Source organism: Alsobacter sp. KACC 23698 (assembly GCF_045348435.1).
GTDB lineage: Bacteria > Pseudomonadota > Alphaproteobacteria > Rhizobiales > Beijerinckiaceae > Alsobacter.
This window is the reverse complement of the sequence record NZ_CP157484.1, coordinates 89,263-115,181: the sequence shown is the minus strand read 5'-3', so window position 1 is coordinate 115,181 and position 25,919 is coordinate 89,263. Positions and strand designations below refer to the sequence as shown.

The window sequence follows — 25,919 nt, the reverse complement described above, 5'->3', positions numbered from 1 at the left end:
CCGAAGACATCGGCCCGTTCCCGAGCAGGATCATCGCGTCATCATGGTTAAGGATTAGTAATCCCGGAATGCGGAAACAATCATCCCTCAAGTCCGTGCAAGGCCCTGATTACACGCTCAGAGATTGCATCCAGATCTGGCTGTTGGGATAAACCGCTAACCCGGCCGCAGCCAGGGCGATACCGTAGGGCACCCCTGTCTTATGATGATGCAGGTGGAGGAGCCACGGCCAGCGCGCAAAATAAGGGAGCGGAAAATTTCTGAAATTCAGGAGAGCGAGGGTCAGCGCGCCGCCGAATAGCGATGCGATGGCTCCGTATTCGATGAGCAGGGATCCCCAGCCCATCCACATGGCGGTCACGGCCGCGAGCTTGGCGTCGCCGCCTCCGATCCAGCCCGCCGCGAACATGCCGAAGGTGATCAGCAGCACCAGGCCCCCCGCGGCGAAGTGCATCAACCACGTCTCCCACGGCAACCCGACCGCCAGGCCCATGACGATGAAGCCCGCGAACAGCAGCAGGGACACCCGGTTCGAGATCCGCATGGAGAGAAGGTCGCTGCATGCCGCGTAGGCCATCAGGGCCGGGAAGAGCGACAACAAAGCGAAGTGGGTCAGGGTCATCGGGCCGTCCTGCGTCGAATGGCGCTCATTGTAGACCCCTGTATGGACGAAAGAAGTTGATCTCTCGTTATGAGACGCGAGCGACGCCGCGCCAAAAGAAAACGGCCCCGCGAGGGGCCGTTCCCGTCTCAAGCGCCGACGCGCGGCGGATCAGTTCGCCGAGCCGACGTTGGTGCTGATCTTGTTGAACGTCGAGTTCAGGTTGGACTTCAGGCCCTGCAGCGCGGCGATGATGCCGACCGCGATGATGGCGGCGATCAGGCCGTACTCGATGGCCGTCGCGCCAGACTCGTCCTTCACGAAACGCGAGAAAAGGGTCTTCATGGACTGCTCCTTGCGAACACTGTTGCACCCGTCTGGCTTTTCTTTGCGTGCGTTGAACGAAACTCGCCAGAACCGATTACGAGCATAGGTTGTGGTCAGTTGCAGCCAGGTTAATCGCAGGGCCCAAAACACAACTTTTGCGTGTGTCACGATTGAGGGTTAACGCCTGCTATACAGGCGGACGCCGGCGCCTTTGCTTCAAGCACGCGCCCCGCGCGGCCAGAGCGACCTCCGGCGGCCTCGTTATCTCAATATTCACCAATCTGACCCAGTCTTCGCCTGACATCGACCGAGGACTCACCATGTTTGCTTCCCGCTTCGCGAACGCCGACACCATCGTGACGTCGCTGGCGGTTCGCGCGGCCTGCGCGATCCTGCTCGTCGCGACCGCCGTCGCGCCGGCGGCGGCCGTCGACAGCATCGTCGTCCAGACGGATCGCGCCCAGGTGCTGAAGATGCCGCCCAAGGCCACCACCATCGTGATCGGCAACCCGATGATCGCGGACATCGCCGTGCAGAAGAACGGCTCGATGATCCTGACGGGCAAGAGCTACGGGGTGACGAACCTGATCGCCCAGGATTCCACCGGCGCGGTGATCGGGGAGTCGCTGATCCGCGTCGAGGCTTCGACTGACAACATCATCGTCGTCCAGCGCGGGATGGAGCGCGAGACCTACTCGTGCGCGCCCCATTGCCAGCCGACTCTGTCGCTGGGCGACATCTCCCGCCACTTCGACGGCGTGGGCGCGCAGGCCACCGCCCGGAACGGCCTCGCCAAATAGGCGAAGGCCGCCGGCCCGGCGTCGACCGCTGTTTCGATGGTCTTGTTCCGACATTGTTAATCACGCCGCTCGTCTGATCCTGCCTTTCGCAACTCCGCAAGGTAACATCAAGGGGTTCATGCCCATGGTGCTTGGCTAGAACCTGATCTAGCCCCTGCGAGACTTCATCATGAAGGTGTTCCCGTTTCGAAACGCACTCGGCGCCAAGCGCCGCTTGCTGCGGCGTCTGCGCCGCGACGAGCGCGGATCGACCGCGATCGAATTCGCCATGCTGGCGATCCCGTTCATGAGCCTGATCTACGCCATCTTCGAGACGTCGATGGTTCATGTGAGCGGCCAGGTGCTGCAGACCGCAGTCACGGACGCGTCGCGCAAGATCCTGACCGGCCAGGCGCAGTCGGGAAGCTGGAACGAGCAGAATTTCAAGGACGAAATCTGCAGCCGCGTGAAGGCGATGTTCGACTGCAAGAACCTGCTGCAGGTGGACGTCCGCACGGTGGGCAGCTTCGACACCGCCCAGATCGACGGCCCGCCGATCGACAGCAACAAGAACCTCAACACCAGCGGCTTCGGCTACAATCCGGGTGGACCCAAGACGATCAACATCGTGCGGGCTGTCATCGCCTACCCAATCGTCGTTCCCCTGATCGGAACAAGCTTCGTCAACCTGAACGGCGGCAAGATGCTGATCATGGCGACGGCGGCGTTCCAGACCGAGCCCTATGCGGCTCCGAGCTCGCCGTGAGATGACCAGCATGACAACCTTCTCCGCCGCGGCCCGCGCCTTCGCCGCCCGACGCTTCCGTCCCGTCGCCGATCTCGTGCGAGACCCGCGCGGGGTCGCGGCCATCGAATTCGCCCTCATCCTGCCGGTGATGCTCAGCCTGTATATCGGCTCGGTCGAAGTCAGCATGGGCCTCAGCGCCGACCGCAAGGTGGTGCTGCTGACGCGCACCCTGGCCGACCTCGTCAGCCAAAACGACATCACCGAGATCAATCAGCTGAAGACGATCATGAACGCCGGGAAAGTCGTGCTCTCGCCTCTCAAGGCCTCCGACGCCAGGATGCGGATCACCAGCATCGCGATCTCCAGCACCTCCGGCAAGGAGGCGACGGCCTGCTGGAGCGAGGTCGGACAGAGTTCGCCAAGCGGCTGGACGGCCTACTCGCGCGGGCGGACGTTCAACACGGCCGAGGTTCCGGCCGCGCTGCGCAACGACAACGGCACGTCGCTCGTGATGGCGGAGGTCCAGTACACCTACAAGCCCGTGATGGGCTACGTGATCACCGGCACCCTCAATCTCCAGGAGCGCATCTTCATGCGTCCCCGGATCTCGACCTATGTGGGCCGGTCGGAGACCAGCATTCCCAACGCAGGGAAGCCCGCGAGCGGCCAGACCTACTGCTCCTGAGCGTCGTCAGGCCCGCGCCGAAACGGCCCGCTCGTCGGGCCGTTTCGCGTTTCGGAGGGGTCAGATCGTCTGGTTGTAGGCGCCGACCTCGGGGTTCTCCCGCAGGACGCCGTCGACGGCCTTGAACATCGCGCGCATGCGCTCTTCGGAGACCGGGCTTTCGATCACCACGACCAGCTCGGGCTTGTTCGAGGACGCGCGCACCAGCCCCCAGGTGCCGTCGGTGGCGGTCACCCGTACGCCGTTCACGGTGACGAGGTCGCGGATCGGCTCGCCGGCGATGGTCTCCCCCTTGGCCTGCATGTCCTGGAAGCGCTTCACCACGCGCTCGACGACCTCGTACTTGACCTCGTCGTCGCAGTGGGGCGCCATCGTGGGCGTGCCATAGGTCTTGGGCAGGTCGCGGTAGAGGTCCGCCATCGACTTCTCGGGGCTGCGGTCCAGCATGTCGAGCACCGCGATGGCCGTCACCAGGCCGTCGTCGTAGCCGCGCCCCACCGGCTTGTTGAAGAAGAAGTGCCCCGATTTCTCGAACCCGGCCAGCGCCTGCAGGTCGGCGACGCGGCGCTTGATGTAGGAGTGGCCGGTCTTCCAGTAGTCCGCCTTCACGCCGTTGGCCTGCAGCACCGGGTCGGTGGCGAAGAGGCCGGTGGACTTCACGTCCACCACGAAGGTCGCGTTGGGATGCAGCTTGGAGAGGTCGCGCGCCAGCATCACGCCGATCTTGTCGGCGAAGATCTCGTTGCCCTCGTCGTCCACCACGCCGCATCGGTCGCCGTCGCCGTCGAAACCGAGCCCGACATCGGCGCCATGCTCCTTCACGGCGTGCGCGATGGCGTGCAGCATCTCCATGTCTTCGGGATTGGGATTATAGCGCGGGAAGCTGTGGTCGAGCTCGGTGTCGAGCGGGATCACCTCGACCCCGAGCTTCTCCAGGATCTGCGGCGCGAACGCGCCGGCCGTCCCGTTGCCGCAGGCTGCGACCACCTTCAGCTTGCGCCGGATGGGCGCGCGCGCGGTCAGGTCGGCGATGTAGCGCTCCGGGAAGTTCTCGACGTAGTTGTAGGATCCGCCCTCGGCGGTCCGGTACTCGCCCTTCAGGACGATGTCCTTCAGTCGGTTCATCTCGTCCGGCCCGAAGGTGACGGGGCGCTGCGACCCCATCTTGACGCCAGTCCAGCCATTGTCGTTATGCGAGGCCGTCACCATCGCGACGCAGGGCACGTCGAGTTCAAACTGGGCGAAATAGGCCATGGGCGACATCGCCAGCCCGATGTCGTGGACCTTGCAGCCCGCCGCCATCAGGCCGCTGATCAGCGCCAGCTTGATGGAGGCCGAGTAGCCCCGATAGTCGTGGCCGGTGACGATCTCCGGCTTGACGCCCATGTCGCGGATCATGGTCCCCAGGCCCATGCCGAGGGCCTGCACTCCCATGAGGTTGATCTCTTTTTCGAACAGCCAGCGGGCGTCATACTCCCGAAAGCCGGTGGGCTTGACCATCGGAATGGTCTCGTACTCGTAGGTGTTGACCTTGAGGGCGGGTACGGGCTTGGGGAACATGGGGCCTGTCGCTGCAAGAGGAGAAGGGCGTCGCAAGCCATACCTGAACGGCGCGCGCTTGCAACGGTTCCAGCACCCTTGACGCCGACTGCGGCGGAAGCTTGGCCCCTCGTCTACTGCGTCAGGATCAGCCGTCCGTCGGAAACCTCCATGCCGGTCAGGCGGCGCAGGAAGGACATGCCGAGCAGCGTCCCGCCGAGGCGGCCTTGCGGCATCACCATCGCTTCGACGTCCCGCAGGACGATGTTGTCGATGCGCACCTCGCGCAGCCTGACGGCGGCCGCCTTGACGACGCCATTGGCGGTCGAGACGGGGATCTGGAAGTCCGCTCCGGCCGGGAAGACGCCGGCCCGCTGCGCATCCTCGGAGGACATCGCCACCACCGACGCCCCGGTGTCGACGAGGGTGCGGATCTTCACGCCGTTGATGGAGGGCTCCGCCGAGAAGTGCCCGCGCGGATCCGCCGCCAGCACGACGGTGGCGCGCCCGTAGGAGCCGTGGAGCTGGCCCTTGGACGCGGCCGGCGGCGCGACGGCTTGCGCCGAGGCGGCCTGGGCCATCGGGGACGCCGGCCGGGCGGGGAGGTTTCCGGCGAACCGCACCGCCACGACGCTGGCGACGATCATCAGGGCCGCCCCAAACGCGATTTTCAGCATCGAACCCTCCGTCTCGGCCGGGAGAGCCTAGCCGGACGGCGTTCAGGAACCGTCTGGACCGTCGCGCGAATGCGACCCGACCCGGTAAGCGCCGCGCAAGGATCGCAGGGCGGCGTCAGGCCAGGAAATCGGCCGCGACCGCATCGATCGCGGCCTTCATGGGGATGCTCGGCTGGGCGCCGGCCGTCGCGCAGGCGAGGCTGCCGGCGGCGGCCGCTCTCGCCAGGGCCGTGGTGAAGCCGAGACCCTGGTCCATGGCGGCCGCGAAGGCGCCGCAGAACGTGTCCCCCGCCGCCGTGGTGTCGACGACCTCGACGGGGAGCGCGGGGGCGCTGCGCCGGACGCCGCCCGTCCAGCCGACCGCGCCCTCGCCGCCGAGCGTCACGATGGTGGCCACGCCATGGTCCGCGTCGATCTGGCGGGCGAGATCGTCGGGACCTCCCGCCAACCCCAGCCCGGCCGCCACGATGGCGACCTCGTGCTCGTTGACGACGAGGACGTCGAGCGCGCCGAGGAGCTCGCGGCTCACCTCGCCGGCCGGCGCGGCGTTCAGGATCACCCTGGCCCCGGCCCGCTTCGCGGCGCGCGCCGCCTTCACGACCTCCGCTTCGGGGACCTCCCGCTGCAGCAGGAGCGTGTCGCCCGCGCCGAGGGCAAGTCCGTCCATCTGGCTGGCGACGACCCTGGCGTTGGCGCCGGCCGCGACCACGATGGCGTTCTCGCCGGCCGCCGACACGGCGATGTAGGCGGCCCCGGTCGGCGCGTCCACGGCCGCCGCGCGGGACAGGTCGACGCCGTCCCGCCGCAGCAATGACAGCGCGATGGCGGCGAACGGATCCTGTCCGACGGCGCCGACCAGCGCCACCTCGGCGCCGGCCCGCCGGGCCGCGAGCGCCTGGTTGGCGCCCTTGCCGCCCGGAATGACCGCGTAGTCGGGACCCAGGACCGTTTCGCCCGGGGAGGGAATCCGCTCCACCCGGTTGACGAAATCGACGTTGATGGAGCCGAACGTCACGATCACGACGCCGTCCTCCGCCAGGCCGCATGGGCGGCCATGAAGGCGCGGGCGCGCTCAGCCACGGCGGCGGCGTCGAGGCCGGGCTTGAACAGGGCCGAGCCGATGCCGAAGCCGTCGGCGGGCGTGCCCGCATAGGCCGCCATGGTCTCGGGCGTGACGCCGCCGACGATGACCAGGGGCGGCCCCTTGGGCAGGACCGCGCCCATCGCCTTGACGCCGGCGGGCCCGATGAGTTCGCCCGGGAAGAACTTCAACACGTCGGCCCCGGCGTCCAGCGCGGCCACGGCCTCGGTCGGCGTCATGACCCCGGGGGCGGACACGAGGCCCAGCTCCTTGGTCCTGCCGATCACGGCCGGGTTGGCGTTGGGAGACACGATCAGGGTTCCGCCCGCCTCGGCCACGGCGTCGACCTCGGAGGGCCGGTACACCGTGCCGGCGCCGACGACCGCCCGGCCGGCCAGCGCCCGGGAGAGCCTGGCGACGCTGTCCAGCGGATCGGGAGAATTCAGCGGCACCTCGAGGATGGTGAGGCCGGCCCCGACCAGAGCCTCGCCGATCGCGACGGCCTCGTCGGGCCGGAGCCCGCGCAGGATGGCGATCAGCGAACAGCGCCGGAACGCGTCGTCGAAGAGGCTGCGAAAGGACATGGTCTAGCTCGCGATCAGCGGTGTGAGGCGTCGAGGATGCGCAGCAGCCCGGCGACGATGACGGCCTCGGGGTCGAGGACGCGGCAGGTGCGGCCCCGGTCCGCCAGCGCGGCCGCGTAGGACGCGGCGAAGACGCCCTCGGCCACCAGCGTGATCTCCGCGCCGGGCGACGCCATCGCGAGCCCCTGGTCGATCTCGACGCCGATCAGGAGCCCGGACAGATAGGGGCCGACCTGGACGGGAGCGAGGTCTCCCATCAGGACGAGCGTCCGCGCCGAGAAGGCCAGATGCGTCAGCCCGCCCGCCCCGCGGGCGGCGGCGAGGCCGCGGGCGAAGCCCGTCTCGTCCGGCGGCTCCTGGGCCAGCATGCCCAGGATCGTGTGATCCTTCAGCGCCGCGTATACGTCGCCCGTCATGAAGGTGGAGAAGCCCGTGATCCGCCCCTGCGCCACTTCGGCCCATTTGGAATGGGTGCCCGGCGTCAGCACGACGCCGTCGCGCACGCCGGCGCCGGCGATCTTGGTCTCCTCCCCGCGCATGACGTCGGGCGCGCCGCCCGGGCGGCGGCATGTCAGGCCGGGGACGATCAGCGCCTCACGGCCGCCTCCGAGGTCCGCACGGGCGAAACTCCGGCCCAGATCGTCGATCTCGACGGGGCACTCCAGGTAGGGCGCCTCGACCCAGCCATTGCGGCTTCCGACCATGCCGGCCATCACGACCGGGACGGCCGGGAAGCGGTCGAGCCAGGGGCCGACATGCCGGCGCAGGGTCGCCGGGAACCCTCCCGCCGGCACGGCGGCGATCCCGTCGTCGGCGCTCAGGCGTTCGCGCACGTCGCCGGAACCAGCCACCAGATAGGCGCGCAGCCGCGACGTGCCCCAATCCAGGGCGATGAGGGCGGGGCTGTCCGGGTCCGCGGCGGTCATCGGGCGGAGGTCCGGCTCACACCCAGCCGCCGTCGACGACGTAATGCTGGTTGGTGCAAGCGCTGGCCTCCTCGGAGGCGAAGAAGACGGCCACGCGGGCGATGTCGTCGGGGACCAGCTTGCGCTTCAGGCACTGGCGATCCATCAGCTCCTTCTCGCCTTCCGGGGTGAGCCAGAGGTCGATCTGGCGCTGGGTCATGATCCAGCCCGGCGCGATGGCGTTGACCCGAATGTTGTACGGGCCGAAGTCCCGGGCGAGCGAGCGGGTGAGGCCGAGCACGGCAGATTTGGAGGCCGTGTAGGCCGCCATGCCGCCCTGCCCCACCATCCAGGACACCGATCCGAAATTGATGATGACGCCGTCGCGCGCGGCCTTCATGTCCTCCAGCACCGCCTGGGCGCAGAAGAACTGGTGGCGCAGGTTCACGGCGATGCGCCCGTCCCAGTATTCGGGGGTGACATCCTCGGTCCGGTGGCGCTCGTCATGGGCGGCGTTGTTGATCAGCACCGAGACGGGTCCCAGCTGCTCCCGGATCGCCGCAATGGACCGGCGCAGCGCCTCCACGTCGGTCAGGTCGCAGTGCTCGAAGCGCACCGTCGCGCCCTTCCCGGCGAGATCGGCGGCCAGCGCCTCGGAGGCGGGCTTGTTGATGTCGAGAAATCCCACCTTGGCGTTCTGCCGCGCGAAGGCCCGAACGATCGCCTCCCCGATGCCGCTTCCGCCGCCGGTCACGATGACCACCTTGCCGGCGAGATCGGGATAAAGCGCGCCCTGGCCCATTCGGAGCTCCTGCTGATTGCGGCCCCTCATCGGCCTGCATGGGTTCAACGCATACACGGGCGGACGGCGGCGAAGCAATGCGCTGGTGAGCGCGGTTGCGGCGGGAGGGCGGCGGTTGCGCCCGCCAGCCGCGCGTCTAAGCTCTCGCGACCACGGAGGAACGCCCCCATGCAGATCCGTCGCTTCCTGCTCGCCGCCGTCGCCGTCCTGGGCGTGGGCGGCGGCGCATACGCGCAGACGACGTCCCAGCTCGCCCCCGCCCCCGAGGCGGCCACCGGGCGGAGCGTCCGGGACCACGGCGTCTCAACCCGCTACATGGCGGCGGCCGCGAACCCCCTCGCCACGGAGGCGGGACGCGAGATGCTGCGCGCCGGCGGCAGCGCGGTGGACGCCGCCATCGCGGTGCAGCTGGTGCTGAATCTGGTCGAGCCGCAGAGCTCGGGCATCGGCGGCGGCGCATTCATGGTGCATTGGGACGAGGCCCGGCGGACGCTGACCACGCTCGACGGGCGCGAAACCGCCCCGGCGGCGGCGGCGCCCGACCGGTTCATGGGCGCCGACGGCAAGCCGATGAAATTCTACGACGCCGTGGTGGGCGGACGGTCCGTCGGCGTCCCGGGCACGCCGCGGCTGCTCGCCGAGGCCCACAAGCGCTGGGGCAAGCTGCCCTGGCCGCAGCTCTTCGAGCCGGCGATCCGCCTCGCCGAGAACGGCTTTGCGGTCTCGCCGCGGCTCAGCGGCCTGCTCGGGCAGGAGAAGTTCCTCTCCGCCAACCCGGCGGCGCGCGCCCTCTTCTACGACGCGGACGGCAAGCCGCTCGCGGTGGGGACGACGCTGAAGAACCCCGCCTTCGCGCAGACGCTGCGCACCCTCGCCGAGAAGGGCGTGGAGGCCTACTACGCCGGGCCGATCGCCGAAGACATCGTCGCCACCGTGAAGGGGCATCCGACCAATCCGGGCGACATGACCCTGGCCGACCTGGCCTCCTATGCGGTGAAGGAGCGCGAGCCCGTCTGCGGGGCCTACCGGGCCTACCGGATCTGCGGCATGGGCCCGCCCAGCTCCGGCGCGGTCGCCGTGCAGCAGATGCTGGGCGTGCTGGAGACCCGCGACATGGGCCGCCTGAAGCCCGGCCCGGAGGCCGCGCACTGGTTCGCCGAGGCGGGGCGGCTCGCCTTCGCGGACCGCAACCTCTATCTGGGCGACCCGGGCTTCGTGAGCGTGCCGGTGGAGGGCCTCATCGACCCCGCCTATGTGAGGAGCCGCGCCGCGCTGGCCAGCCCGGACCGCAGCATGGGGACCGCCAAGCCGGGCGAGCCGCCGATGCGCAAGACGCTCCTGCTCGGCCCGTCCGACGGCGTCGAGCATGGCACCAGCCACATCTCCATCGTGGACGCCCAGCTGAACGCCGTGTCGATGACCACCACGATCGAGGACGGCTTCGGATCCCGCCTGATGACCAAGGGCGGCTTCCTGCTCAACAACGAGCTCACCGACTTCAACTTCGCGCCCGTCGCCGACGGCAAGCCGGTGGCCAACCGGGTCGAGCCCGGCAAGCGCCCGCGCAGCTCGATGGCGCCGACGATCGTGTTCGACGCCTTCGGGCGGCTCTACGCCGTCACGGGCTCGCCGGGCGGGAGCCAGATCATCAACTTCGTGGGCAAGACCCTGGTGGGCCTGCTGGACTGGAAGCTCGACCCGCAGGTGGCGGTCGACCTGCCCAACATGGGCAGCCGCAACGGCCCGACGGAGCTGGAGGCCGGCACCGAGGCCGAAGCCTGGAAGCCGGCCCTGGAGGCCAAGGGCCACGAGGTCAAGCTGCTGGAGATGACCTCGGGCATCCAGGCCATCGTGCTGACGCCCTCCGGCTTCGTTGGCGGCGCCGATTCCCGCCGCGAGGGTGTGGCGATCGGCGACTGACGCGCGCCCGGGCTCAGGCGCGGTCGATGCGGCCGGAATAGCAGCCGCGCCTGGCGTTGTGGGCGTGCAGGTAGGCGACCGCCGGGTTCTCGAACAGGCGGGCGATGAGGGGCTCCACCTCGCGCCCTTCAACGACGTCGGCGTCCAGCATCATGCCGGCCTCGTCATAGGCGCGCACCGACAGGAGGCGGCTGCGCATGACCTGCGGGACCTCCCCGGTGCGGTCATAGGCGGTCTCGGCGCCCTCGCGCACATAGATGGCGTGCGTGGCCCGGTAGGGCGACGGGGCCGGCTGGCAGACATGGTTGAGGAGCAGCACGGTCTCGCCGGGCCGCGCCTCGCGCATCTCGATCCGGTCGGGGTAGCCCGACGCGGCGTCGACGGCGTAGCGCAGGACCCCGCGGGCGGCGAGCTCCGCGTCCGGGAGGCCATAAAGGGGGCGGAACGGTTCGGCCGACAGGCCGGTGATGCGGAAGGTCATGAGGGTCTCCTGCGTGGCGAGGCCCTCATGACAGTGCAGATGGCGGCCGGGCTCCACCCGAAAGCTGCGCCCGAAAACCGTTTCTTCGTGAGCCGGCCTAGCCGCCGACGTTGAAGGCGGCCAGCGCCGCCATGTTGACGATGTCGCTGTCCTTGGCCCCCAGCGGCACGATCTGGACGGCCCGGTCCATGCCCACCAGCAGCGGCCCGATCACGGTCGATCCGCCCAGGCTCTGCATCATCTTGGTGGAGATGGAGGCGGAGTGGAACGCCGGCATCACCAGGACGTTGGCGGCGTCCGACAGGCGGCAGAACGGGTACTGGGCCATCAGCTCCTTATCCAGGGCCACGTCCGCCGCCATCTCGCCGTCATATTCGAAATCGACGCGGCGCTGGTCGAGCAGGCGCACGGCCTCCTGCACATGGGCGGTGCGCTCGCCGGGCGGGTGCCCGAAGGACGAGAAGGCGAGCAGCGCGACGCGGGGCTCGTAGCCGAGCCTGCGCGCCACGCCGGCCGCCTCCACGGCGATGTCGGCGAGGTCCTTGGCGCTGGGCAGTTCGGTGATGGCCGTGTCGGCCACCAGCACGGTGCGCCCGCGCGCCAGCACCAGCGACACGCCGATCACCCGGTGGCCGGGCTTGGGATCGATGACGTGCCGCACGTCGTCCAGCGCCACCGAGAAGTTGCGGGTGACGCCCGTCACCATGGCGTCCGCGTCGCCGAGCGCCACCATGGCGGCGGCGAAGTGGTTGCGGTCCTGGTTGATCATGCGCTGGCAGTCGCGGAACAGGTAGCCCTTCCGCTGCAGCCGGTCGTACAGGTACTGCGCATAGGCGGTGTTGCGGTGGCTCAGCCTGGCGTTGTGGATCTCGATGCCGCTGCGCCCGTCGATCTCGATGCCGACCTGCTGGGCCGTGGCCTTCACCCGGTCGTCGCGGCCGACCAGGATGGCGGTGCCGAAGCCCTGGCTGACAAAGCTCACCGCCGCGCGGATCACCTGCTCCTCCTCGCCCTCGGCGAAGACGACGCGCTTGGGATAGCGGCGCACGCGCTCCACGGTGCGCTGCAGGGCGCCGGCGACGGGGTCGCGCCGGGCCGAGAGCTGCGCCTTGTAGGCGTCCATGTCGACGATGGGCCGCTGCGCGACGCCGGAATCCATGGCGGCCTGGGCCACGGCCAGCGGCACGGTGGAGATCAGCCGCGGGTCGAACGGCACCGGGATGATGTAGTCCCGCCCGAAGCGCGGCCGCGCGCCCTGGTAGGCCGACGCCACCTCGTCGGGGACGTCCTCCTGGGCGAGGCTGGCCAGCGCCTTCGCGGCGGCCATCTTCATCTCCATGTTGATCGTGCGGGCCCTGACGTCCAGCGCGCCGCGGAAGATGTAGGGAAAGCCCAGCACATTGTTGATCTGGTTCGGGTAATCCGAGCGCCCCGTCGCCATGATGACGTCGTCGCGCACCGCATAGGCGTCCTCGGGCGTGATCTCCGGGTCCGGGTTCGCCATGGCGAAGATGATGGGGTTGGCGGCCATCGAGCGCACCATCTCGGGCGAGACCGCGCCCTTCACCGAAAGGCCGAAGAACACGTCCGCCCCGGCGATCGCCTCCTCCAGGGTGCGCAGCTTGGTCTCGACCGCGTGGGCCGACTTCCACTGGTTCATGCCCTCGGCGCGGCCCTTGTAGACCACGCCCTTGGTGTCGCACAGGATGACGTTCTCATCCCGGAAGCCGAGCGCCTTGAGGATCTCCAGCGAGGCGATGCCGGCCGCCCCGGCCCCGTTGCACACCAGCCGGGCCGTCGTGATGTCGCGCCCGGTGAGCTGCAGCGCGTTCATGATGCCGGCGGCCGCGATGATGGCGGTGCCGTGCTGGTCGTCGTGGAAGACCGGGATCTCCATCAGCTCCCGCAGCTTCTCCTCGATGATGAAGCATTCAGGGGCCTTGATGTCCTCCAGGTTGATGCCCCCGAAGGTCGGGCCGAGATAGCGCACCGCGGCGATGAACTCGTCCGGGTCTTCCGTGCCGATCTCCAGGTCGAACGCGTCCACGTCGGCGAAGCGCTTGAACAGCACCGCCTTGCCCTCCATCACGGGCTTGGACGCCAACGCGCCGCGGTTGCCGAGCCCCAGGATGGCGGTGCCGTTGGAGATCACGCCGACGAGGTTGCCCTTGACGGTGAGGTCATAGGCTTTCGACGGGTCCTCGGCGATGGCCAGCACCGGGATGGCGACGCCGGGCGAATAAGCCAGCGACAGGTCCCGCTGCGTCGTCATCGGCTTGGTGGCGACCACCTCCAGCTTGCCCGGCCGGCCGCGCGAGTGAAACGTCAGCGCCTCCTGGTCCGTGATGGTGGGACGGGTGCGTTTCCTCGGAGCATCGTTATTGTCTGTCATGGCCGGCCCGGTTGATGGGTGGAGCGGGGGGCCAACTTACGGACACGCTTGCGGTTTCTCAAGCGGCGATGCGCCCGTAGCCCCGTCGCCTGCGGGCGCGGGGTTGCACGGTCGGCGGCTCTCGCGCGCGGCGCCTGAGGCTGGCGCAGTCTCCCCCGCCGTCCCGCGGCGGGTCGGGCCGCGCATCTCCCGGACGCGGCTCGGAGCGGAGGTCTCCCCATCCGCTGGAGCGAAGCCTGACCCCGCTTCGCGAGGGACGACCGTCACCCTGCGTCGTCCGGGACCGGGCCTGACCCCGCTCCGGCAAGGGGCGGCCCGAAGGCCGCGGCAGTCGCGGACGTATGCTGCGTCCGCCCAGGAGGCGTGAGCCTCGGCGCGCGAGAGCCCGACCGCTCCGGCCCGCACGTCCTGGTGGAGATGCGGACGCGAAACCTGGAAGCTCGTTGCGGATGGGCGGGGAGCCGGCGCCGGCTCCCGGGACGCATCCGGGCCGGAGGTGTGTAGGATTATTTTGCTAGGTTGTCAAGGTGGGGAAGGGGGAGGTCGCGGCCCAAAGTTCCGGGGTAATAGCGCACCTCCAGTGCAACCGATGCTTTCAATTCTTCTGGATGGCTCAAAAGGATTGCAAACAGTTTGCGGAGATGCTCGCCAGTGCGGACCTTGGTGGTGACTTCAGCCACCGGGTGATTCCAGCACGAATCTGTCAGGCGGGAACATACTGTGGAAACCGGTCTAGAGGCATTCGCAAGTGAGCGCGAGACATGCTGAGATCCCGAAGCGCAGTTCAGAAGCGCCGTCCCGAGGCGCCGGACGCTCAGCCTGACAGCGCCTGAAACCGTGTATTGAATTCGATCGTCCGCTCAACTAATATCAACGCATACTCGCCGGCAGCGTGCTGTCGGTTCGAAGGCCGCTGAAGGGCAACCTGAGGCGGCTTTCGCTTTTCAGCGCGAGATTGCGATGCGCACCTTTGTCTATGTCGACGGGTTCAACCTGTATTATCGGATGCTGGAAAAGCGCCCGGCCCTCAAATGGCTCAATCCGAAGCGACTCGCCGAGGCCGCGCTGAGCCCGGACAACGTCATCGAGAGAGTTCGGTACTACACGGCTCGCGTCTCCGGCCGATTGGACCCTACCTCGCCCGCACGGCAGCAGGTCTACTTGAACGCCTTGGCGACCGTCCCTGAAATCGTCATTCACCAAGGCGCGTTCCTGGCCTCCACCAAATTCGCGGGGCTGGTGCACCCTCCCGAGTTCAGGCCTCACCTGGCCGACCCGATGCAGCAGCCTTGGCCGAACGTCGTGCGCGTCCACAAGACCGAGGAAAAGGGCAGCGACGTCAATCTCGCTTGCCACCTGCTGCTGGACGCGTTCCAGAACGCCTTCGACGTTGCGGTGGTGGTCTCCAATGATTCAGACCTCGTGGAGCCGATCAGGATCGCGACACGGGAACTCGGGAAGATCGTCGGCCTGCTCAGCCCCGTGGGCAATCCCAATCCAGAGCTGAAAACCGTTTCCAGCTTCATGCGCCGATTGCGCGTCGATCACCTCGCCGCGGCGCAGTTTCCAGACCCGGCGCTCGGCCGGGAGGGCTCGCCGGTCCGGCGTCCGGCCGAGTGGATCTAGCCCCCCATTCCCCGTGCAAAACCCTCCGCGCCCCCGCGCCTTCCCTCGCAGCCTCTGCTAGCCTCCCGCGCATGAGTCTCGAAGGTCCCGCCCTGACCCTGCCGCAGCCGGCCGCCGATGCGGCGGAGGGGCGGCTGACGCCCATGATGGCGCAGTATCTGGAGATCAAGCACGCCAACCCGGATTGCCTGCTGTTCTACCGGATGGGCGACTTCTACGAGCTGTTCTTCGGCGACGCCGAGGTCGCGTCGCGGGTGCTGGGCATCGTGCTGACCAAGCGCGGCAAGCACCTGGGCGAGGACATCCGCATGTGCGGGGTGCCGGTGGAGCGCTCCGAGGACTACCTGCACCGCCTGATCGCGGCCGGCCACCGGGTGGCGGTCTGCGAGCAGCAGGAGGACCCGGCCGAGGCCAAGAAGCGCGGCGGCAAATCGGTGGTGAAGCGGGGCGTGGTGCGGCTGGTGACGCCGGGCACCATCACCGAGGAGACGCTGCTGGAGCCCTCGCGCGCTAACCTGCTGGCGGCGCTGTCGCGCGTGCGCGCCGGCGAGGCGTGGCTCTACGGCCTGGCCTGCGTGGACATCTCGACCGGGACCTTCACGGTCGGTGAGGTCGCCCAGGCGGGGCTCGCGGCGGCCATCGCCCGGCTGGAGCCGAGCGAGATCCTGGTCCCCGACGCGGTGATCGACGAGCCCGAGCTGAAGGCGCTGTGGCGCGAGACGCGCGCCCACGTGACGCCGCTGGCGCGCGACGGGTTCGACGCCGCCTCGGGCGAGCGGCGGCTCTGCGCCTTTTTCGGCGTGTCGACGCTGGCGGGCTTCGGGCAGTTCTCCCGCGCCGAGATCGCCGCCGCGGCCGCCGCGGTGGCCTATGTGGAGCGCACGCAGTTCGGCGCGCGGCCGCCGCTGTCGGCCCCCACGCGCGAGGCCGCCGACGCCACGCTGGCGATCGACGCCGCCACGCGGGCCAATCTGGAGCTCACCCGCACGCTGGGCGGCGAGCGCGCCGGCAGCCTGCTGGCCGCGATCGACCGCACGCTGACGCCCGCCGGCGGGCGCCTGCTGGCCGAGCGGCTGGCCGGCCCCCTCACCGATCCGGCCGCCGTCAACGAGAGGCTCGACGCGGTGGCGTGGTTCGCCGACGACGCGGATGCGCGCCGCCGGGTGCGCGAGGCGCTGAAGCGGACGCCGGACATGTCGCGGGCGCTGTCGCGGCTGACGCTCGACCGCGGCGGGCCGCGCGACCTCGCCTGCCTGCGCGACGGGCTGGCGGCGGCGCGCGCCGTCGGGGCGATCCTGCAGGGCGCGGCGCTGCCGCCGCGCGAGATCGCCGACGCGGCGGCCCTGCTGGCCGGGATCGACGGCGCGCTCGAGGCCGCGCTCGGCGACTGCCTCGACGAGGAGCTGCCGCTCAACCGCCGCGACGGCGGCTTCGTGCGGGCTGGCTTCGACCCCGCTCTGGACGAGGCGCGCGCGCTGCGCGACGAGAGCCGGCGCGTCATCGCCGCCCTGCAGGCGCGCTACGCGGAGGAGACCGGGGCGCGCACGCTGCGCGTCAAGCACAACAACTTCCTCGGCTATTTCGTGGAGGTGACGCAGGCGGTGGGCGAGACGCTGGTCCGGCCGCCGCTGAACGCCGTGTTCGTGCACCGCCAGACCATGCAGGGCGCGATGCGCTTCTCCACCGCCGAGCTGGGCGACCTGGAGAGCCGCATCGCCTCGGCGGCGGACCGGGCGCTGGCGGTCGAGCTCGCCCATTTCGACCGGCTGAGGGCCCTGGCGGTCGCGGGCGCGGCCGGGCTGAAGGCGGCCGCGGCGGCGCTGGCCCGCATCGACGTCGCGGCCGCGCTGGCGGAGCTGGCCGACGCCGGCGCGTGGGTGCGCCCGGTGGTGGACGAGAGCCTCGCCTTCGAGATCCGGCGCGGCCGCCACCCCGTCGTGGAGGCGGCGCTGAAGCGCGACGGCCAGGCCTTCGTGGCCAATGACGCGGACCTCTCGGCCCCGGCCTCGGCCCGGGGCGGGCGGATCGCGCTGATCACGGGCCCCAACATGGCCGGCAAGTCCACCTATCTGCGCCAGAACGCGCTCATTGCCGTGCTGGCCCAGATGGGCTCCTTCGTGCCCGCCGAGAAGGCCCATATCGGCGTCGTCGACCGCCTGTTCTCGCGCGTCGGCGCCGCCGACGACCTCGCCCGCGGCCGCTCCACCTTCATGGTGGAGATGATCGAGGCCGCCGCCATCCTCAACCAGGCGACGGCGCGGTCGCTCGTCATCCTGGACGAGATCGGGCGCGGCACCGCCACCTTCGACGGCCTGTCGATCGCCTGGGCGGCCATCGAGCACCTGCATGACGGCAATCTGTGCCGGTCGCTGTTCGCGACGCATTTCCACGAGCTCACCGCCCTGGCCCGGCGGCTGCCGCGGCTCCTCAACCTCACCGTGCGGGTGACCGAGTGGCAGGGCGACGTGGTGTTCCTGCACGAGGTCACGCCCGGCGTCGCCGACCGCAGCTACGGCATCCAGGTGGCCAAGCTGGCCGGCCTGCCCAAGGCGGTGGTCGAGCGCGCCCGGGTGATCCTGGAGGAGCTGGAGGCCTCCGAGCGGCAGGCGCCGGTCGAGCGCCTGGTCGACGACCTCCCGCTCTTCGCCGCGGCGCGCCCGGCCGGCGGCCTCGCCGCCCCGCCCGCAGGCGGGCCGGACGCCCTGCGCGACGCGCTCGACGCGATATCGCCGGACGAGATGAGCCCGCGCGAGGCGCTGGAGGCGCTCTATCGGCTGAAGCAGGCCAGGGCCGGCGAGGCCGGCTGAGGCCGGACAAGATCGGCGGGGCGCAACTTCGCGCAGCTTCGGGTTGCTTGAGTCGTGGGCCGGATCGACTAGGCTCGACCCAGTTTCAGCACGTCTTTTCAGCCTGCGGATTTCATGACCCTTGCGTTCAGCGTCCGGAAGCGACGCCCCCCGCCATGGTGACGCGCGTCGCCACCGTGGCGTTCGAAGGCGTGGAGGCGCGCCCGGTGGACGTGCAGGTGCAGCTCATGCCCGGCAGCGTCGTCTTCACCATCGTGGGGCTGGCCGACAAGGCCGTGGGGGAATCGCGCGAGCGCGTCCGCTCGGCGCTGGTCGCGTCGGGGCTGGCGCTTCCCTCCAAGCGGATCACCGTCAACCTGGCCCCGGCCGACATGCCCAAGGAGGGCAGCCACTACGACCTGCCCATCGCGCTCGGCGTCATGGCCGCCATCGGGGCGATCCCGTCGGACGCGCTGGACGGCTTCACGGTGCTGGGCGAGCTGGCGCTGGACGGCTCCATCACGCCGGTCTCGGGCGTGCTGCCGGCCGCCATCGCGGCGAACGAGCGCGACCACGGGCTGATCTGCCCCGCCGCCTGCGGCCCGGAGGCGGCGTGGGCCTCGGCGGACATGACCATCCTGGCGCCGCGGTCGCTGATCCAGCTCGCCAACCACTTCCGGGGGACGCAGGTGCTCTCGCCGCCCGCGCCGGCGGTGCGCCGGGCGGGGCCGCCCTTGCCGGACCTGCGCGACATCAAGGGCCAGGAGAGCGCCAAGCGCGCCCTGGAGATCGCGGCGGCCGGCGGCCACAACCTGCTGAAGTTAATTTGACCTGCAGTGTCCGCTCCTGTCACACGCCGGCGGTAGGCATCTCCGTTCCCAGTATGTGGCTCGGGCTTGAAGCTGGTTGACTAGTCGGGAGAGCGCCTACCGTGCCGCGGAAGGCGGACCGGCACTCTGCAAGTCATGCTGCGCAAGCCCTTATCGCCTCCTGATCGCCTGGGCCATTGCGCGAGATCATCGCTTACCTGGCGCTGAAGGCGGATGCTCGCGCACACGTCACCCTTACGGGAGTGCAAGCATGGCCAAGATGCGAGCCGCGATTTTCGTCGAGCCCGGCAGGATCGTGTTGGACGACAAACCAATGCCCGACGTCGGCCCGCTCGATGCCCTGATGCGGATCACCACCACAACGATCTGCGGAACGGACGTGCACATTCTCAAGGGCGAATACCCCGTTCAACGCGGACTCACCATCGGGCATGAACCCGTTGGGGTCGTCGAGAAGCTCGGCTCCGCGGTGCAGGGCTACCGGGAGGGCCAGCGCGTCATCGCCGGGGCCATCTGCACGTCCGGCCACAGCAATGCGGCTTTGTGCGGCTGCCACTCGCAGGATGGACCCGGCACGAAGCATGGCTTCAAGCCGCTGGGCGGGTGGAAGTTCGGCAACACCATCGACGGGACGCAGGCCGAGTTCGTGCTCGTGCCCGATGCCATGGCGAACCTGGCGCCTGTCCCGGACGCATTGAGCGACGAGCAGGTGCTGATGTGCCCCGACATCATGTCGACGGGCTTCTCGGGCGCCGAAAGCGGCGCCATCCGCATCGGGGACACGGTCGTCGTGTTCGCCCAGGGGCCCATCGGTCTGTGTGCCACGGCCGGCGCGAAACTGCAGGGCGCCACGACCATCATCGCCGTGGAAAGCGTGCCGGAGCGCATCGCCATGGCCCGGCAGATGGGCGCCGACCACGTGGTCGACTTCAGTGCCGGCGATCCCGTGGCGGAAATCATGCGGATCACGGACGGCCGAGGCGTGGACGTCGCAATCGAGGCCTTGGGGCGGCAGGAAACCTTCGAGGCAAGCCTGCGGGTGTTGCGGCCGGGCGGCACGCTGTCTTCGCTCGGCGTGTACTCCAGCGACCTGACGATCCCGGTCGACGTCTTCCTAGCCGGGTTGGGCGATCACACGATCCGAACCACGCTTTGCCCGGGCGGCAAGGAGCGCATGCGGCGCCTCATAGAGGTCATCGCCTCGGGCCGCGTCGATACGCGCGCGCTGGTCACGCATCGCTTCAAGCTGGAGCAGATCGAGGCGGCCTACGAGCTCTTCGCCAACCAACGGGACGGCGTGCTGAAAGTGGCGATCACGCCCTGACATCGGTCGTGTCCCGGGCATTGGTCTAGGAGCCCCGGTCCTCGGCATGGCCAGAGGGTAATCAGGCGGCCACGGCGGACAGCCTGCGAACGGGATCATCGCTCATGGCGGCGAGCGACTCCAAGCTCATGTAGCGGCGCGTGACGGCCCAAGCACTGATCCAGCATCAGCGCGCCGACCGAGTTGCCGAATAGCGCGACCGAGGCGGACGTGGCAGAGAGTTCTACGACAGCTACGCCATCCCCACCGATCCCTTAGCCCGCGCCGTGGTCTTCGGGATGGAGCAGCCCGACGACGTGACGATCAAGAGAGATCCTGTTCCGCCCCACGGCAAGGCTTCCGCCTTTACGATAATCTCCTTGCAGCCGCGGGGACCTGACAACTGCATTGCGAGTTCTATGTCGGTCGCAGTGCAGCAATCGGGAACGGAATTCGTCACTTGGTGGAGTTTGTGCACGGTCAGCTTGACCCAGCGTCCCTGTCTGGTGGAGCCCAGATGGGCCATCTCATGCGCACACGGGATTGGACGGCCACACCGCTCGGCCCTCCCTCAACCTGGCCGCAGTCGCTGCGAACAGTGGTCGGGCTTATGCTTGGATCCAAGTTTCCGATGTTCGTGGCCTGGGGCGAGGATCTCTGCTTCCTCTATAATGATCCTTATGCCGAGATCTTGGGGGCCAAGCACCCCCAAGCGCTGGGCGCCCCGTTTCAGGATGTCTGGCGGGAAATCTGGCCTGACATCGAGCCATTCATCGACGCGGCCCTGGCCGGCGATGCCGTCTTCCACGAGAACCTGCCGCTCTTGATGAACCGCAAAGGGCATGAGGAGCAGACCTGGTTCACGTTCTCCTACTCTCCGGTGCGTGACGACGAGGGTCAAATCGCGGGCATGTTCTGCACCTGCGCCGAAACGACGGCGCAGGTGCTCGCCGAGCGGCAGAAGGACGAGATCCAGGAACGACAGCGCCAGATGCTGCAGCAGATGCCCGGCTTCGTCGCCATGCTGTCGGGACCGGACCTGATCTTCACCTATGTCAACGACGCCTATGTCGCGATCTCTGAACGGGCTGACTTCCTCGGCCGGCGCTTCCGGGACGTCTTCGCCGACATCGCTGGCCAGGGTTTCCACGAGTTGTTTGAGGAAGTCTTCCACTCCGGCGAGGGTGTGGTGAGGCGAGGCATGGAGCTTCGCCTTCATGGCCGTCAGGACGTCCAGTATGTCGACTTCGTTCTTGAGCCGATCCGCGACGACAAGGGCAGCGTCACCGGCGTCTTCGTCGGCGGCTACGAAACGACGGAGGTCTACCAGGGCAGCGAAAGCCTGCGCCAGAGCAACGCGCTCCTGCGCCAACTCAATGCCGATCTGGAACGCCAGGACCTGGAGCGGGCGCGCGAGCGCCAACTCACGTGGGAGGTGAGCTCGGACTTGCTGGCGATCGCAACGCCGGACGGCAGGTTCGCCAGCGTCAACCCCGCCTGGACGGCGACGCTCGGCTGGCCGGCGGAGCACGTGACGAGCACGCAATTGCTGGAATTCTTACACCCAGATGACGTGCAGCGCTCTCATGCTGCGCTGCAGCGACTGCGCGAAGGCGAACCCGTGTTGCGGTTCGAAAACCGCTACGCTCATGCGGATGGTGGCTGGCGCTGGTTGTCCTGGGTCGCCGTGCCAGTGGACAACAAGATCTACTGCAGCGGGCGCGATGTCACTGCGGAAAAGGAAGCCGAGGCCGAGCGTGACCGCCTGTGGACGCTGTCGGAAGATATGCTCGCCAGAGCGGACTACGCGGGCAAGATGTCAGCCGTGAACCCAGCCTGGACCCAGGTGCTGGGCTGGTCGCAGCACGAGTTGCTCACCAACCCTTACGCTGACATCATCCACGCCGAGGATGTGCCCGGGACGGTGGCCGCGCTGCAGCAGATGGGCCGAACGGGGCAACCAACCAGGTTCGAAAACCGCATTCTCGCCAAGACCGGAGAGTGGAAGCCGATCGGCTGGACCGTGTCGCCAGAGCCAGACAATGTGAATTTCATCGCCATCGGTCGAGACATGACCCAATACAAAGCGCGCGAAAGGGAACTCGAACACGCCCAGGACGCGCTTCGCCAAAGCCAAAAGATGGAGGCGATGGGGAGCCTGACCGGCGGCGTGGCGCATGATTTCAACAATCTGCTGACGCCGATCATCGGCTCGCTCGATATGCTGGTTCGCCGAGGCCTCGGCAATGAGCGTGAGCGGCGCATGATCGATGGCGCGCTTCAATCGGCCGACCGCGCCAAAACTCTCGTGCAGCGGCTCCTGGCCTTTGCGCGACGCCAGCCCCTTCAGCCCGTCGCCGTCGACTTGCGAAGGCTGGTCAACGGCATGGCTGGCCTTATCGGCAGCACCGTCGGGCCGAAGATCAACGTGAATGTCGAGCTCGCAGACGACCTTCCACCCGCCAACGCCGACCCGAACCAGCTGGAGATGGCGATCCTGAATCTGGGAGTGAACGCTCGCGACGCCATGCCGGACGGCGGGACCCTGGTCATCGCCGCAAAGGCAGAACAAGTGCAGCGCGAGCACCGCTCAAGGTTGAAGCCCGGCGACTATGTCCGCCTCTCGGTTACCGACACCGGAGTGGGCATGGATGACACCACCCGCGCCCGAGCCATCGAACCGTTTTTCTCCACCAAAGGCGTCGGAAAAGGAACGGGGCTGGGCCTGTCCATGGTGCATGGTCTTGTCGCACAGCTCGGCGGTGGGCTCGCCATCGAGAGCGCGCCCAACCAAGGAACGACGGTCCATTTCTGGCTGCCCATCAGCTCGGAGCAGGTCCAAAACCAGGATGACGCCGATGGCGCGTCAGCTTCCTCCCGGGCCCGTGGGGTCGCGATGCTCGTGGACGACGAAGACCTGGTTCGGATGAGCACGGCCGACATGCTGATCGATTTCGGCTATGACGTGATCGAGGCGAGTTCCGCGGAAGAAGCCCTGAAGCTTGTTCGCGGCGGCGCGAAAGCCGACCTGCTGGTGACAGATCACCTCATGCCCGGGATGAGCGGAGCGGAGCTCGCGCATGAGCTGCGCTCGACGATGCCGAATTTGCCGGTGCTGGTCGTCTCTGGCTACGCCGAGGCCGACGGCATGCCATCGGATCTGCAGCGTCTCACCAAGCCGTTCAGGAACACCGAGCTTGCAGAAAGCCTGGACAGACTCCTCCGAGAGCCCGCCGCCCATCAATGAGCGGTCCAGGGGCCAAGGCGAGGCTCAACGTTCCGACAACAGGTCTCGGACTTGGGCGGCGAAGGTGTCGATGGCGAACGGCTTGGCGATCAGGGACATGCCGCGTTCCAAGAAGTTGTTGGTCACGGTGGTCTCGGCGTAGCCTGTCATGAACAGCACCTTCAGCTCTGGCCGGACCGCCCGGGCAGCATCGGCCAGCTGACGGCCGTTAAGCCCCGGAAGGCCGACGTCGCTGATCAAAAGATCGACCGGCTGATCTGACCGCAAGATGGAGAGGCCGCCCGGCCCATCATCGGCCTCAAGCGCGCTCAAGCCGAGATCAGCGAGAACTTCCAGCACGAGGCTCCGCACGATGGCATCATCCTCGACGACGAGCACGGTTCCGGATGCAGCCTGTGCATAGGAACTGGGTTCCTCCACCGGACGTCCACTGTCTTCGAGTAGGCTAGCGTAGTGGGGCAAGAAGAGATCCATGGTGGTCCCTTCGCCAGGCGTGCTCGCGATCTTGACGTCGCCGCCGGACTGACGGGCGAAACCGTAGATCATGGAGAGCCCTAAGCCGGTGCCCTGGCCGATGGGCTTGGTCGTGAAGAATGGCTCGAACGCTCTGGCGATAGTCGACGCGTCCATCCCCGCTCCGGTGTCGCTGACGGAGATGCAGAGATACCGCCCCGGTGTCAAATCAAGGCCGTCCGGCATGATCTCGAACTCGACATTGCGAGTGGCGACCGTAAGCGTCCCCCCGTCGGGCATGGCGTCGCGGGCATTGATCGTCAGGTTCAGGATAGCGGATTCCAGCTGGTTGGGATCACACCGGACTGTCCAGGCGGACTCGCATAGGCGCGTTTCCAAGCGGACGTTTTCGCCCAACGTCCTGCGCAACAGGTCCTCCATAGAACCGACGAGAACGTTGGGAGCGACCGCGCGCGCGTCGAGAGGCTGGCGGCGCGCGAAGGCGAGAAGCCGGTGAACGAGGGCGGCAGCCTTTTGTGCTGAGGTCGTGGCGCCGTCGATAAACCTTTCCAGGTCCTGTGTGCGGCCTTGCCGGATGCGTTTGCTGACCACCGTCAGGCTGCCTGTGATGCCCTGCAGCAGATTGTTGAAATCGTGAGCGATGCCGCCGGTGAGTTGGCCGATGGCTTCCATTTTTTGAGCTTGCCTGAGCGCTTCTTCCGTTGCGCGAAGTTCGGCTGTGCGCTCTAGGACCCGAGCCTCTAATGTCGCATTGAGTTCCCGCAACGCCGCCTCGGCCTCGCCGCGTTCGAAAACCTGTCGCGTGCGCTCGGCCACTTCTTCCATGAACGCGATTTCGTCAGGCCTCCAATGGCGAATGCGACGGTCGTTGAGGTAGACGATCGTCCTCAAGCGCCCTGCACGTACGAAAGGCACGACCAGTATCGCTCGCGTTTCGACCGCCCGGGCGGTGGCCCGGGTCTCCTCCTCGTCACTGAGCGGATCTGACTGCAAGTCGGCGATGACCACGGTCTCGCCACGGCCTAGCTGTGCGACGATCTTCGAGCCGAGCGCGTGCGCCGGATGGCGGCCCAGCAATTCAGGCACGCGGCCGTCCGTCCAGCAGATCGAGTAGTCGAACACGTCTTCGACAGGGTCCAGCTGTCCATATCCGACGCGGGCGACGGCGAAGTGCTCACCCATCAGCGCACAGGCCGCCGTCATGGCCTTGTGGGTATCCCCGCCCCGAAGCACGTCGCTGAGCTGCAGCATGAAGGCGTGCCGCGCGTCTTCCAGCTTTCGCGCGGTGATGTCCATAGCGACGCCGACGGCGCGAATGCATCGGCCCTGATCGTCAAAGAGCGCCCGTCCCTTTGCCGCGACCCAGCGGATCAGACCGTCCTCGGCGCCCACGGTCCGGTACTGGACGTCATAGGTGGCGCGAATAGCCGGGTCGAGGGCACGGCTGAAGAGCTGCGTCACCGCCTCGCGGTCATCTGGATGCAGTCCGGCATAGAAGTCGTCTAGGGAGCACGGCGCGTCAGGCGATTTGCCGAACATCGCCCTGGTCCTTGGTGACCAGCTCAGGACGCCACGGGGCACGTCGAGATCCCACGTGCCGATTTCCGCTGCATCCGTGGCCAAGCGCAACGATTCCTCGCTCAGGCTGAGGCGCTCCTGCGCCGAAATCCGTTCGCTGATGTCCCGCAGGAAGCCTACGAAGATCCTGCCTCCGGCGCCCTCAAGTGGAACGATCGACAACTCGACCGGAAAAATCCTGCCGTCCCGAGCCAAGGCGGAGACTTCGACACGCCTGTTCAGGATCTGCGAAACGCCCGTTTCCTGGACGCGCGTCATGCCCTCGTTGTGCCGATCACGGTACACTGCCGGGATGATCAACTCGTCCAGCTTGCGGCCGAGAGCTTCTGAACGCGACCACCCGAAAAGGTGCTCCGCGGCGCGGTTCCACTCCAGAACCACGCCAGAGGCGTCGACCCCCACCACCGCGTCGAGAACGGAGCTGGCCACCAGGCTAAGCGCTCCTGCGATGACGTCTCGCGCAAGTCCGTAAGTCATCATCTTGGTCCAGCTACGCCGTTCATGACATCAGATGCTGTTGCGCCAGCCTAGCAAATCGCCAGGTGCGCTTCTCT

20 protein-coding genes and 1 pseudogene are annotated in these 25,919 nt (G+C 68.1%); 9 read left to right on the top strand and 12 right to left on the bottom strand.

Features of this window, described 5'->3' with window-relative positions; translation table 11 throughout:
• Window positions 1–109: 109 nt before the first annotated feature.
• Together ABEG18_RS00590 and ABEG18_RS00585 are read right to left on the bottom strand one after the other, a co-directional pair.
• Window positions 110–622, bottom strand: a complete 513-nt coding sequence (locus ABEG18_RS00590) for a prepilin peptidase (protein WP_406856160.1) — start codon at window positions 620–622, stop codon at window positions 110–112.
• A gap of 150 nt (window positions 623–772) precedes the next feature.
• On the bottom strand, window positions 773–946 hold the full coding sequence (locus tag ABEG18_RS00585) for a Flp family type IVb pilin (protein WP_406856159.1): 174 nt from the start codon (window positions 944–946) through the stop codon (window positions 773–775).
• Window positions 947–1,248: 302 nt separating this feature from the next.
• Here ABEG18_RS00585 and ABEG18_RS00580 point away from each other — a divergent pair, with 302 nt between their 5' ends.
• From ABEG18_RS00580 to ABEG18_RS00570, 3 genes are all read left to right on the top strand, one after another.
• Window positions 1,249–1,728, top strand: a complete 480-nt coding sequence (locus ABEG18_RS00580) for a pilus assembly protein N-terminal domain-containing protein (RefSeq protein ID WP_406856158.1) — start codon at window positions 1,249–1,251, stop codon at window positions 1,726–1,728.
• Window positions 1,729–1,897: 169 nt separating this feature from the next.
• Window positions 1,898–2,473, top strand: a complete 576-nt coding sequence (locus ABEG18_RS00575) for a TadE/TadG family type IV pilus assembly protein (RefSeq protein ID WP_406856157.1) — start codon at window positions 1,898–1,900, stop codon at window positions 2,471–2,473.
• 10 nt (window positions 2,474–2,483) lie between these two features.
• Window positions 2,484–3,140, top strand: coding sequence for a TadE/TadG family type IV pilus assembly protein (locus ABEG18_RS00570; protein WP_406856156.1), 657 nt, complete (start codon window positions 2,484–2,486; stop codon window positions 3,138–3,140).
• Window positions 3,141–3,200: 60 nt separating this feature from the next.
• On the opposite strand, the gene ABEG18_RS00565 is transcribed toward ABEG18_RS00570, so the two are convergent.
• The 6 genes from ABEG18_RS00565 to ABEG18_RS00540 all read right to left on the bottom strand — a co-directional run bounded on the left by ABEG18_RS00565 (window position 3,201) and on the right by ABEG18_RS00540 (window position 8,728).
• On the bottom strand, window positions 3,201–4,700 hold the full coding sequence (locus tag ABEG18_RS00565; protein ID WP_406856155.1) for a phosphomannomutase/phosphoglucomutase: 1,500 nt from the start codon (window positions 4,698–4,700) through the stop codon (window positions 3,201–3,203).
• A gap of 113 nt (window positions 4,701–4,813) precedes the next feature.
• The gene (locus tag ABEG18_RS00560) at window positions 4,814–5,356 is read right to left on the bottom strand and encodes a TIGR02281 family clan AA aspartic protease (RefSeq protein WP_406856154.1); all 543 of its coding nucleotides are present in this window, start codon (window positions 5,354–5,356) and stop codon (window positions 4,814–4,816) included.
• Window positions 5,357–5,471: 115 nt separating this feature from the next.
• A complete protein-coding gene (locus ABEG18_RS00555; protein WP_406856153.1) occupies window positions 5,472–6,377 on the bottom strand; it encodes a ribokinase in 906 nt (301 codons plus the stop codon).
• Entirely contained in the window at window positions 6,374–7,021 is a 648-nt protein-coding gene (locus ABEG18_RS00550; RefSeq protein WP_406856152.1) for a 2-dehydro-3-deoxy-6-phosphogalactonate aldolase, read from the bottom strand. Before ABEG18_RS00550 ends, ABEG18_RS00555 begins: the two co-directional genes overlap by 4 nt.
• A gap of 14 nt (window positions 7,022–7,035) precedes the next feature.
• On the bottom strand, window positions 7,036–7,947 hold the full coding sequence (locus ABEG18_RS00545) for a 2-dehydro-3-deoxygalactonokinase (protein WP_406856151.1): 912 nt from the start codon (window positions 7,945–7,947) through the stop codon (window positions 7,036–7,038).
• A 16-nt stretch (window positions 7,948–7,963) separates the two neighbouring features.
• The gene (locus ABEG18_RS00540) at window positions 7,964–8,728 is read right to left on the bottom strand and encodes an SDR family NAD(P)-dependent oxidoreductase (RefSeq protein ID WP_406856150.1); all 765 of its coding nucleotides are present in this window, start codon (window positions 8,726–8,728) and stop codon (window positions 7,964–7,966) included.
• A 168-nt stretch (window positions 8,729–8,896) separates the two neighbouring features.
• On the opposite strand from ABEG18_RS00540, the gene ggt reads away from it, so the two are divergent.
• The gene (gene ggt, locus ABEG18_RS00535) at window positions 8,897–10,648 is read left to right on the top strand and encodes a gamma-glutamyltransferase (protein WP_406856149.1); all 1,752 of its coding nucleotides are present in this window, start codon (window positions 8,897–8,899) and stop codon (window positions 10,646–10,648) included.
• Between the two features lie 13 nt (window positions 10,649–10,661).
• Here ggt and ABEG18_RS00530 read toward each other — a convergent pair whose 3' ends face one another.
• The 3 genes from ABEG18_RS00530 to ABEG18_RS00520 form a co-directional block, all read right to left on the bottom strand.
• Entirely contained in the window at window positions 10,662–11,129 is a 468-nt protein-coding gene (locus ABEG18_RS00530; protein WP_406856148.1) for a DUF1203 domain-containing protein, read from the bottom strand.
• A 97-nt stretch (window positions 11,130–11,226) separates the two neighbouring features.
• Complete coding sequence (locus tag ABEG18_RS00525; RefSeq protein ID WP_406856147.1) at window positions 11,227–13,521, bottom strand: NADP-dependent malic enzyme; 2,295 nt, start codon at window positions 13,519–13,521, stop codon at window positions 11,227–11,229.
• A 506-nt stretch (window positions 13,522–14,027) separates the two neighbouring features.
• Entirely contained in the window at window positions 14,028–14,201 is a 174-nt protein-coding gene (locus tag ABEG18_RS00520) for a hypothetical protein (protein ID WP_406856146.1), read from the bottom strand.
• Window positions 14,202–14,481: 280 nt separating this feature from the next.
• Between ABEG18_RS00520 and ABEG18_RS00515 the strand changes: the two genes are divergently transcribed.
• The 5 genes and pseudogenes from ABEG18_RS00515 (at window position 14,482) to ABEG18_RS00495 (ending at window position 23,313) form a co-directional block, all read left to right on the top strand.
• Window positions 14,482–15,147, top strand: coding sequence for an NYN domain-containing protein (locus ABEG18_RS00515; RefSeq protein WP_406856145.1), 666 nt, complete (start codon window positions 14,482–14,484; stop codon window positions 15,145–15,147).
• 71 nt (window positions 15,148–15,218) lie between these two features.
• Window positions 15,219–17,954, top strand: coding sequence for a DNA mismatch repair protein MutS (gene mutS / locus ABEG18_RS00510; RefSeq protein WP_406856144.1), 2,736 nt, complete (start codon window positions 15,219–15,221; stop codon window positions 17,952–17,954).
• A 155-nt stretch (window positions 17,955–18,109) separates the two neighbouring features.
• Window positions 18,110–18,751, top strand: a pseudogene (locus tag ABEG18_RS00505) (magnesium chelatase domain-containing protein); the annotation flags it as partial.
• Between the two features lie 262 nt (window positions 18,752–19,013).
• Window positions 19,014–20,087, top strand: coding sequence for an NAD(P)-dependent alcohol dehydrogenase (locus ABEG18_RS00500; protein ID WP_406856143.1), 1,074 nt, complete (start codon window positions 19,014–19,016; stop codon window positions 20,085–20,087).
• A gap of 610 nt (window positions 20,088–20,697) precedes the next feature.
• On the top strand, window positions 20,698–23,313 hold the full coding sequence (locus ABEG18_RS00495) for a PAS domain-containing protein (protein ID WP_406856142.1): 2,616 nt from the start codon (window positions 20,698–20,700) through the stop codon (window positions 23,311–23,313).
• A gap of 24 nt (window positions 23,314–23,337) precedes the next feature.
• On the opposite strand, the gene ABEG18_RS00490 is transcribed toward ABEG18_RS00495, so the two are convergent.
• Window positions 23,338–25,794: a PAS domain S-box protein gene (locus ABEG18_RS00490; RefSeq protein WP_406856141.1), complete on the bottom strand. Its 2,457-nt coding sequence runs from the start codon at window positions 25,792–25,794 to the stop codon at window positions 23,338–23,340.
• Window positions 25,795–25,919: the final 125 nt, after the last annotated feature.